The sequence below is a fragment of the Nocardia sp. NPDC004604 genome, assembly GCF_040609795.1.
In the GTDB taxonomy this organism is placed as follows: Bacteria; Actinomycetota; Actinomycetes; order Mycobacteriales; family Mycobacteriaceae; genus Nocardia.
Genome location: NZ_JBEXLC010000093.1, coordinates 26199 through 34648, shown reverse-complemented (window position 1 = coordinate 34648; position 8450 = coordinate 26199). Strand labels below are relative to the sequence as shown.

Here is an 8450-nt window from a genome sequence, read left to right as displayed (position 1 = left end):
GCGCCACGAGGGCCCTGGAGACCGGGGCATACGAGGCGGGCCCGCGGCGCCCCGCCGCCGCCCGGTCCCGCTACCCCCCCCCCCGCCCCGCCGCGCGGGCCGCCCAGCGCTACCTGGTGGACATCCTCGGCAACGGGGTCGATCTGCGTGCCCGGTTCCAGGAAGCGCTCGAGGTCGTGGTCGAGGCGATGGCCACCGAGGAGTGGGAGGAGAAGTTCCGCAATGACGGCTGGCGCGCCCAGGCCCGGCTGGAAGAGCTCGGATTGGGAGCCTGAACAGCCGATTTGGGAAACGTGGCCGGTCTGTCATAAGCTATCCCAGCTCCCAACGGACAGCCGTTGAAGCCGATCCGGAGAAATCCGGGGCGAGCCCCCTTCGTCTAGCGGCCTAGGACGCCGCCCTTTCAAGGCGGTAGCGCGGGTTCGAATCCCGTAGGGGGTACGGTCTTCGGATCGTTGGAAGTAACGCAAGGCCCTGTGGCGCAGTTGGTTAGCGCGCCGCCCTGTCACGGCGGAGGTCGCGGGTTCGAGTCCCGTCAGGGTCGCAAGTGAGCGCCGGAGCAATCCGGCGTTTCGCGTATGGCATTCACCACGGGTGCCTGCGGCCAGGTAGCTCAGTTGGTACGAGCGTCCGCCTGAAAAGCGGAAGGTCGCCGGTTCGATCCCGGCCCTGGCCACCAAATCCCCTCGACATATCACCTGTTCGGGGGGATTTTCGCGTCTGTACCCCGCGGAGGCATCCGCCCGGTGTTGACCGCGGTTGACCGTTGAAAGCCGGGGCTTAGTACGTGGAGTGCACGCTCGAATTGTGATGATCGTCTCTCTGTGTTCGCTCATCGATAGCCGAGGTTCGTCGTTGCGGTCGATCGGATAAGGCCCGGGCGTTCGATGGGTGGGTTCGATGTCGTGTCATACTCGAATGTATGTTCGATAGGCGCTCGTGGGATGTGTGGCGTCCGTTCTCGCCGCCGCGTCCGGTGTACGTCGACATCGATCGCGTGCTTCCGGCCGATGGTGTGCCTGCGGGTAAGCCGGTGTCGGATCGGGTGCGCAAAGCAGGGCTGCGGCTGGCTGGTCGGATGGCTGCGGAGCAACGTGCGTGGTACCGGTTGGTTGATGGCCGGTGGGTCGCGAGTCTTCAGGTGCCGGTCCCGGATGGCGCCGGGTGGATCTTCCTGGACTTCATCGCCTCGGCCGATGCGATCTCCCCTCGCGAGGACGGAACAGTCTTACCCGAGCGTCCGTCGAATCAGTGGGGCCAGCCTCGCCGGTATTGAAGTCACAGGCAACCCCTGGAAGGGCGTGAACAGCATGAACACCGTTAGCGTCGACGCTGTGTTGTTCGATCTCGACGGAACGCTGATCGATCACCAGTCGGCCGCTGCGGCAGCGGTCACTGCAACTTTCCTCGGGAACCCCGAGCCAACATGTCGGACTCGCCGCCGCCTTGCCCTACGTCACGATCTCCAGCGAGGCCGGTGTAGCCAAACCCGACGGGCGAATCTTCGCCGCAGCCTGCGACCAGCTCGGACTTGATCCGTCGCGAGTGGCTTACATCGGAGACCGACTCCACACCGACGCCGAGGCGGCAACCCGAGCCGGCATGCGTGGGGTCTGGCTCGACCGAGAGCGCATCGGGGCCGTCACGCCCGTTCCGCGCGGCACCACCCTCACCGAACTACCGCCGCTACTCACCGGACCAACCAGGCATTCGGACAGTTCCAATATCTGACGTCACCATTTCGGATCTCCGGGAGATCGCCAGTGTGGGAGACAAGCTTTCGAAGCATCTTCGGTCCCCTTCTGATCTCGCTCCCCATCACGATCCGTCCACGCCAAGCTCGGCGATCGAAAGATGGAACTCCGACGCGGAGACCAGTGAGCACCACAGGCTTGGCGGGTTTCCGGCATATTGCGTCAACATACCGGCACCGCGCAGCACCGAGGTCCGGCGACCATGGGGTATGCCAACAAACCAACCAACGTTCGAAGCGGACGAGAACACCGCCGTGGTGATCGTGGGAGCGGGAATCGCCGGGCATCGGTGGACCTCGATGTCCAGGGCATCCCTCGATGTGCCCGGAGCGTAAACCGAGCAACCCTGCCAAGAAGTTTGAGCGCTAGAGGAGTTCGCTATCGAAAATTTGTTCGATCAGCGGTAGTCTCCGGTTATGCCGGACCTTTCTCGCCTCGACCGGGCACGGACGAACCTCGAACAGGTTCGCGGGCAACTCCTCGACGCCGCCGCATTCGGCAAGCATCTGACTCCCGAGCAGTTGGAGAACGCGGCCGGAAAGATCGGCGAGGGGATGCGGATCTACGTCGAGGCGACGCAGGGCGCGCTCACGGATAGATCACCGGTCCGCACCGACTGCGCATGAGCCGGGATGGCCGGAAATCTCGGTGCGGTGATCATGGTGGTGCAATGCTGGGGGCATGGCGGAGAAGTGGTACTACTGCTTGAAGCATCAGCGGGCCGAGAACGGGAAGCAGTGCTGGTTCCGGGATCGGATGGGGCCCTACCCGGATCAGCGGACGGCCGAGCGGGCCTTGGAGATCGTGCATGCGCGCAATGCTCGCGAGGATGCCCAGGATCGGGATTGGCGCGACGGGCAGAAGTGAGGGCGCGTCAGGGGTGGTGTGGGGCAACTGATTTCATCCCAGGAGTGGGGCGGCGGGCCGGAGTACCCGGGCGGTAGGTGGTGCGATCTGCGAGGTAGTCGGCATGTCGCCGGAAAACGGGCGGTGACGGGAGCCCGTATGCGCTCAGGAGCTCTTTAGGTCGATCAAGTACGGTTCTTTGCAATCAGACGAATGCTCGGGGTCCTGTCGTGGGTCAGCGGGCTGGAACAGGTGAGCAGGGAGGGCGACCCTTGAGGGTTACCGTTGTTGTGCCGACCTACAACGAGCGGGAAAATCTGCCGGTTGCGGTGGAGCGGCTGACGGCGCTGCCGGTGCCCGACCTGCATGTGCTCGTGGTGGATGACAATTCGCCGGACGGTACCGGTGAGGTCGCCGACAAGTTGGCGGCGGAGCTGCCGAACGTGGTCGGCGTGCTGCACCGAACCGAGAAGAACGGATTGGGCCGCGCCTACGTGGCCGGGATCACCCGGGCGCTGGACGAGGGCGCCGATGTGGTGATCCAGATGGACGCCGACCTGTCACATCCGGCCGAGGTCATTCCGGCGATGCTGGAGAAGCTGAACACCACCGATGCCGGTGTCGTACTCGGTTCGCGCTATGTGCCCGGCGGGTCGACCGCCGAGGAATGGAAGTGGTACCGCAAGGCGCTGTCGGCGTGGGCCAACTTCTATGTGAACCTGATCCTGCGGATCGGTGTGAAGGATGCGACCGCCGGATTCAAGGCTTGGCGGGCCGACACCCTGCGCGCCATCGACGTGGCCTCGATTCGCAGCAACGGGTACTCGTTCCAGGTCGAGATGAACTACCGGACCGTGCAGAAGGGCATTGCGATCGCGGAGGTTCCGATCCGGTTCGAGGAGCGCACCCTCGGCGCCTCCAAGATGAGCCTCAAGGTGCAGCTGGAATCGGCGCTGATGCCGTGGAAGCTGCTGTTCGGCCGAGCGGTCTAGTCCGGCGCGGGCCAGTTCAGCAGGGTGTCGAGGTAGCGCTGACGGACCGCTTCGACCTGGTCGTCCATATCGTTCGGATCCCAGCCGCTGACGTCGATCGGGTCGAGGATGGCGACATCCACCATGCCCTTGCGCGCGACCATCGAATTGCGCCAGTTGACCTCGCCCGCATTGCGGATCACCACCGGGATCATCGGCACCCCGGCCTGGATCGCGATGTGGAAAGCGCCCTTCTTGAACGGGCCGATACCCGGCGTATACGATCGGGTCCCTTCGGGCGCGACCACGATCGACAATCCATCGCGCAATGTCCCCACCACCGGGGCGAGGGCCGCCTTGGCCTGTGTGGTGTTCGCACGGTCGATAAAGGTGACACCGACGAACCGCATCAGCGGACCGAAAATCGGATTCTTGGTCAGCTCCTTCTTGCCGATTCCCGTCACACCACCCCCGAGCACCTTGGGCAGGATGATGACGTCGAATTGGCTCTGATGGTTGAACAGGAAGACAGCGGGCCGCGGCGCACGGGCGTGCTCCGCACCGGTGACCCGCAGCCGGATCCCGGTCGCCGCCAGCGTCGCGCCGGTCCCACAGGCCATCAGCGCATCGGCCATCTGCCGCCGCTGATGGGTGTACGACTTGGTCAGCACGCCGAATAGCGCCCCGCCCAGCAGTCCGGCGAATCCGGCGATGGTGCGCAGATAGTCACTCGGGCGTGGCGGTTGCCGAGGACGGAAGGTCGCGATCGGCCAATGCTGTTCGGCGGCGGCGATATCGAGCTTGCGATCGGGATTCACCGCGACCGGATATCCGACCACCGATAGCAACGGCAGATCGGCGATGCTGTCGGCGTAGGCGTAGCTGTGGGTGATATCCAGGCCGTGTGCCGCGGCGAATTCGCGGACCGCATCGGCTTTGCCACTGCGCCACAGCGTTCTGCCCTCGGCGTATCCGGTCAGTACGCCCTCGGTCGTCGCCATTCGGGTGTACAGCACATAGTCGATACCGAGTGCGGCCGCGGCGGGCTCGACCTGGAACCGGGTCAGCGCGGTGACCAGTACCACGGTGTGCCCCGCGGCCTCGTGCGTGCGGATCAGCTGCCACGCTTCGGGATACAGATGTCCGTAGATGGTGCGCCGGAACAGCCGCTCGCCCAATTGCTCCAGTTCGGCCTCCGGATGGTCGGCCAGTGTGCGCTCGGCCTGCTGTAGAAACCGACCGTATTCGCCGTCGGTGAGCCCGTCGCGGATACCGTCGAGCAGTGTGTTCGCGGGGGCTCTGTCGCGCTGGAGTATCCGCCGCCACCAAGGCGGACGTGCGAAACCGTCCACCACGGTGCCACCGAAATCGAAGACCGCGGCGATCTGCGGTCCCTGCGGTCCGGATCGGATCGCGGCAATCGCCGTCGCCAGATCCGCTGGGGTCGCTCGGTGCTGCGACTCCGCGGTATTCGATGACTCCATCAGGCCCCCAGCCCGGGCCGATTCGACGGATCGAGTGCGGCGGCCTGCGAGATCAGGGCGGCGATGGTGCGCAGCTGATCGGCGAACTCGATTCTGTGCCGAGTCAATTCGGCCCTGCGCTTGGCCGAATCACGACTCACCGGAGCCAGCAGGCCGCGGTTGTCCGCGAGTTTCAGTGCGCTGGTGAACAGTTCGGTGGAGACCGACTCCGGACTGTGCAGCCGCTGCTGCAACAGCATCTGTTTGCCGACCGCGACGCATTCGTCGATGAATTCCTTGCGGTCGATCTGCTCGGCGTTATCGCGGGCCGCCAGCCGCTCGGCCACCACCAGCTGCGCGTTGACGAACGGGCGCAGCGCACGGTGGGCCATCATGAATCCGGAGGCGGTGAGCTTGTCCAGAATGTCCACTCCGAGCGTGTCCTCGGCGGTGTGGGCATACCAATCCGGATCGACCAGCAGCATCTCCGCGGTCATCTGCGCCGAGAATTCGGCCCGCTCCGGGAAGAAGAATTCGAACTTCAGCAGATCGCGCAGTTCGAAGGCCTCGTCCCAGCCGGCCCGCAGCTGATCCGGTGCCTGCTTCTCCAGCCCTGCCAGGATGGACAATTCGAGGATGGCGCGGTTGATGAACCAGTGCACCGCGCTATTGCGATAGAACGCGGCCTCCAGATGCGCACCCGCTTCGATCGAGTAGACCGGTTCCAGTCCACCGCGATACACCGTGACGACCCTGGCCAGCGACAGCTGCTCGAGCACGACCGCCAGGCTCTGTTCATCGCGCAATGCCGCCAGCTCGCCGCGCGGCAGATCGCGCTTCTCGATATAGCCCAGCACCGGGGCCAGCACGGCGCGCACCTCGCCGAGGGTGAGCGCGCGCTCGTGCACACCGAGCAGCGCCAGCGTGACCAGCGCGTTGACGGTGATCGGCGTGACCTCGTTGATGCCGACGGCGACCTCGAAGGCCAACCGCTGCACCGCCTTTCGCTCCAGCTCCGCGACATGCTCGGACTCCGCCGTCGCGGTCGGCTGGGTCGCGAACCGCTCGGCGCCGTGCAGCGGAATCGTCACCGGCGGCGGGGTGAGCGGATCACCGTATGCCGCGAGGCGATCGCGCGCCGACAGCGGCGCGCCGAAGCGTACATAGACGTGTCCGGCCGAATGCTGTTGGCTGCGTACATAACGCGCCAGCCAGGCCAGCCCCTCCGGCTTCTTGGTCCCGCCCACCTGCTCGGTCGCGATGGCGCCGAGTTCGTTGAGCCGCTCATAGGTGATCGAGACCGGGACGAGCAGGACATCGTCGATCCGATTCGAACGGACCGCGGCGGCAAGGTAGTTCAGCAGTCCGTAGCGCGGTGGACGGAGCTTCCCGGTGCGCGTCCGGCCGCCCTCGAAGTACCACTCCATATTGAATCGCTTGGACAGCAGATAGGCGAAGTACTCCTCGACCACCGCCTTGTAGACCTCGTCGTCACCGAAGCTGCGGCGAATGAAGACGGTGCCGGTGCGCCGGGCGATCGGTCCCATTGGCCAGAAGCTCAGATTCGCGCCGCCGATCACATGATTCGGCGGGAAGTCATTGCGGGCCAGCACATCACCGAGGACGAACGCATCGACATACGACCGGTGCGAAGGCAGGAAGACCAGCGGATAGCTCCGGTTGAGCGCGCGCAGTCCGTCCAGACCGGTGTCGTCGGAGTCCACCTTCCAGGTCGAGGCGTGGACCGGGCGCATCGCCTGGGTGAACAGATCCGTGACCAGCCTGCTCTGCGCGGCGACGAGTTCGCGCAGCGCCTTCTCCGCCCGCCGGTACACCTCATGCGGACTGGCGCCGAGCTGATCGGCGATGAATTCGAGACGGCGCAGGAATTCCGGGGAGTCCAGGATCTCCTCGGCCACCAGCCGCGGCACCTTGTACCGGTCGCCGATGACGGAGCGTTCCGCGCGTTCCAGCGCGACCACCGCCGCGCGCACAATGGCGCGGGCGAACGGCTCGGTGGAGCCCTTGACCAGCAATGCCGCCGCCTCCGGATTATTGGCGCGCAGCTCGCTGAGCAGGGCGGGCTGACCGGTGAGCACCACGTGCCGGTCCGGCTCGCCGACCAACCGGCGCTGTGCGAGGCGGTTCGGCTTGCGTGGATTGGTCAGCAGGGCCAGGTCGGCGAAGGTGATGCGCCGGACCCCGTCGCGCTCGGGCGGTAGCCACAGCACCCGGATCGGCACCACGAGTGGATCGTCGCGCCGTCCGACCAGCCGAGCGCCGATCGCGCCCGCGTCCAGATCTAACTGGGTGACGGGTGCATCGATGCCGAGTTCGTGCTCGAGCCCGCCGTCGGCGAGCCAGGCGCCGACGAGTTCGCGTTCCACTCCGGAGCCCGCGTCGATGAGCGCCACCACCGATCCGGGTGCGGTCGCTCGAGCCGGAGCGGGCGAATCCCCGCGGTGATCGATCATGCTTTTCCTCCGCAACTGCCGATCCCCCTATTCAAGCCCGCCAGGGGATTCCGCGCAGGAACTCCGGCGGGCGAGTCGGCCGCGAGCCCGGTGGGCGGCGGCAGACACGATGGTTTCGATCGCTGCCGATGGTGATCATTAACTAGGCTGCGCGCATGGATTGGGCGTTACGCGCATGCGGCTGGCACGGCCACTACACCTACGCGCCGGACGAGCAGGATCTGGCGGAGCGTCTGCATGTGCAGACCGTGGCGGGGGTTGCGTGGCGGTGTCTGCGCTGCGGCACCTTCGTACCGGGCGAACCGGTCGGCTCCGGGCCCGCCGATCATGCGCCGGAGGTGCCGCGCGGGCGACTGCTGCGCGACCGCTGGCTGATGCGGGCGCTCGCGATCGAGCGGGTGGTACGCGGATTGCTGTTGGTGGTGGCCGCGCTCGCCGTCTTCAAGTTCCGTTCCTCGCGCGAGACCATGCGGGCCGACTTCGAACGGGATCTGCCGCTGCTGCGGCCGCTGGCCGATCAGATCGGGTGGGATATCGACCGATCCAAGATCGTGCATCTGATCGATCAAGCGTTCTCGCTGTCGAATACGACGCTGCTGTGGGTGGGCATCGGCGTCCTGTGCTACGCGGCGCTGCAGGCCATCGAGGCGGTCGGGCTGTGGTTGGTCAAGCGCTGGGGCGAATATTTCGCAGTCATCGCGACCAGCATCTTCCTGCCGTTGGAGATCTACGAATTGACCGAGAAGATCACCGTGCTGCGCATCGGCGCGCTGTTGATCAATATCGCCGCGGTGGTCTGGCTGGTCTACAGCAAGCGCCTGTTCGGCCTGCGCGGCGGCGGGGCGGCCTACCACGCGGAGCACAGTACGGAGAGTCTGTTGAGTGTCGAGCGTGCTGCGCTCGCGCTGCCTGCGGAGTAACGGTTTTCGCGGTCGTCGCTGT

General features: G+C 65.8%; 8 protein-coding genes, 3 tRNA genes and 1 pseudogene. 10 read left to right on the top strand and 2 right to left on the bottom strand.

All coding sequences use genetic code 11. The features are described from left to right. The 9 genes and pseudogenes from ABZW16_RS28900 to ABZW16_RS28860 form a co-directional block, all read left to right on the top strand. A pseudogene (locus ABZW16_RS28900) lies at window positions 1-275 on the top strand (TetR/AcrR family transcriptional regulator); the annotation flags it as partial. A 93-nt stretch (window positions 276-368) separates the two neighbouring features. Beyond that, window positions 369-441, top strand: a tRNA-Glu gene (locus tag ABZW16_RS28895). 29 nt (window positions 442-470) lie between these two features. Continuing rightward, window positions 471-544, top strand: a tRNA-Asp gene (locus ABZW16_RS28890). A gap of 58 nt (window positions 545-602) precedes the next feature. After that, window positions 603-679, top strand: a tRNA-Phe gene (locus tag ABZW16_RS28885). Window positions 680-922: 243 nt separating this feature from the next. Next, window positions 923-1276 (top strand): hypothetical protein, encoded by a 354-nt coding sequence (locus ABZW16_RS28880; RefSeq protein ID WP_354959221.1) that lies wholly within the window; start codon window positions 923-925, stop codon window positions 1274-1276. An 89-nt stretch (window positions 1277-1365) separates the two neighbouring features. Then, window positions 1366-1731: an HAD family hydrolase gene (locus ABZW16_RS28875; protein WP_354959224.1), complete on the top strand. Its 366-nt coding sequence runs from the start codon at window positions 1366-1368 to the stop codon at window positions 1729-1731. Between the two features lie 439 nt (window positions 1732-2170). Then, window positions 2171-2380, top strand: coding sequence for a DUF6374 family protein (locus tag ABZW16_RS28870; protein ID WP_354959220.1), 210 nt, complete (start codon window positions 2171-2173; stop codon window positions 2378-2380). Between the two features lie 55 nt (window positions 2381-2435). Continuing rightward, window positions 2436-2621, top strand: a complete 186-nt coding sequence (locus ABZW16_RS28865) for a hypothetical protein (RefSeq protein ID WP_354959219.1) — start codon at window positions 2436-2438, stop codon at window positions 2619-2621. Window positions 2622-2872: 251 nt separating this feature from the next. After that, on the top strand, window positions 2873-3592 hold the full coding sequence (locus ABZW16_RS28860) for a polyprenol monophosphomannose synthase (RefSeq protein ID WP_354959218.1): 720 nt from the start codon (window positions 2873-2875) through the stop codon (window positions 3590-3592). Here the strand turns inward: ABZW16_RS28860 and ABZW16_RS28855 are convergent. Together ABZW16_RS28855 and ABZW16_RS28850 are read right to left on the bottom strand one after the other, a co-directional pair. Next, complete coding sequence (locus tag ABZW16_RS28855; protein WP_354959217.1) at window positions 3589-5055, bottom strand: HAD-IB family hydrolase; 1467 nt, start codon at window positions 5053-5055, stop codon at window positions 3589-3591. The genes ABZW16_RS28860 and ABZW16_RS28855 overlap by 4 nt on opposite strands. Then, complete coding sequence (locus tag ABZW16_RS28850; RefSeq protein ID WP_354959216.1) at window positions 5055-7508, bottom strand: glycerol-3-phosphate 1-O-acyltransferase; 2454 nt, start codon at window positions 7506-7508, stop codon at window positions 5055-5057. Before ABZW16_RS28850 ends, ABZW16_RS28855 begins: the two co-directional genes overlap by 1 nt. 155 nt (window positions 7509-7663) lie before the next feature. Between ABZW16_RS28850 and ABZW16_RS28845 the strand changes: the two genes are divergently transcribed. Further along, window positions 7664-8428, top strand: a complete 765-nt coding sequence (locus tag ABZW16_RS28845) for a DUF2127 domain-containing protein (protein ID WP_354959215.1) — start codon at window positions 7664-7666, stop codon at window positions 8426-8428. Window positions 8429-8450 lie beyond the last annotated feature (22 nt).

What these genes read in the sequence shown, in the direction of transcription:
- ABZW16_RS28880 (WP_354959221.1), top strand. Translation starts at nt 923, where the DNA reads ATGTTCGATAGGCGCTCGTGGGATGTGTGGCGTCCGTTCTCGCCGCCG.
- ABZW16_RS28870 (WP_354959220.1), top strand. Translation starts at nt 2,171, where the DNA reads ATGCCGGACCTTTCTCGCCTCGACCGGGCACGGACGAACCTCGAACAG.
- ABZW16_RS28865 (WP_354959219.1), top strand. Translation starts at nt 2,436, where the DNA reads ATGGCGGAGAAGTGGTACTACTGCTTGAAGCATCAGCGGGCCGAGAAC.
- ABZW16_RS28855 (WP_354959217.1), bottom strand. Translation starts at nt 5,055, where the DNA reads ATGGAGTCATCGAATACCGCGGAGTCGCAGCACCGAGCGACCCCAGCG.
- ABZW16_RS28850 (WP_354959216.1), bottom strand. Translation starts at nt 7,508, where the DNA reads ATGATCGATCACCGCGGGGATTCGCCCGCTCCGGCTCGAGCGACCGCA.
- ABZW16_RS28845 (WP_354959215.1), top strand. Translation starts at nt 7,664, where the DNA reads ATGGATTGGGCGTTACGCGCATGCGGCTGGCACGGCCACTACACCTAC.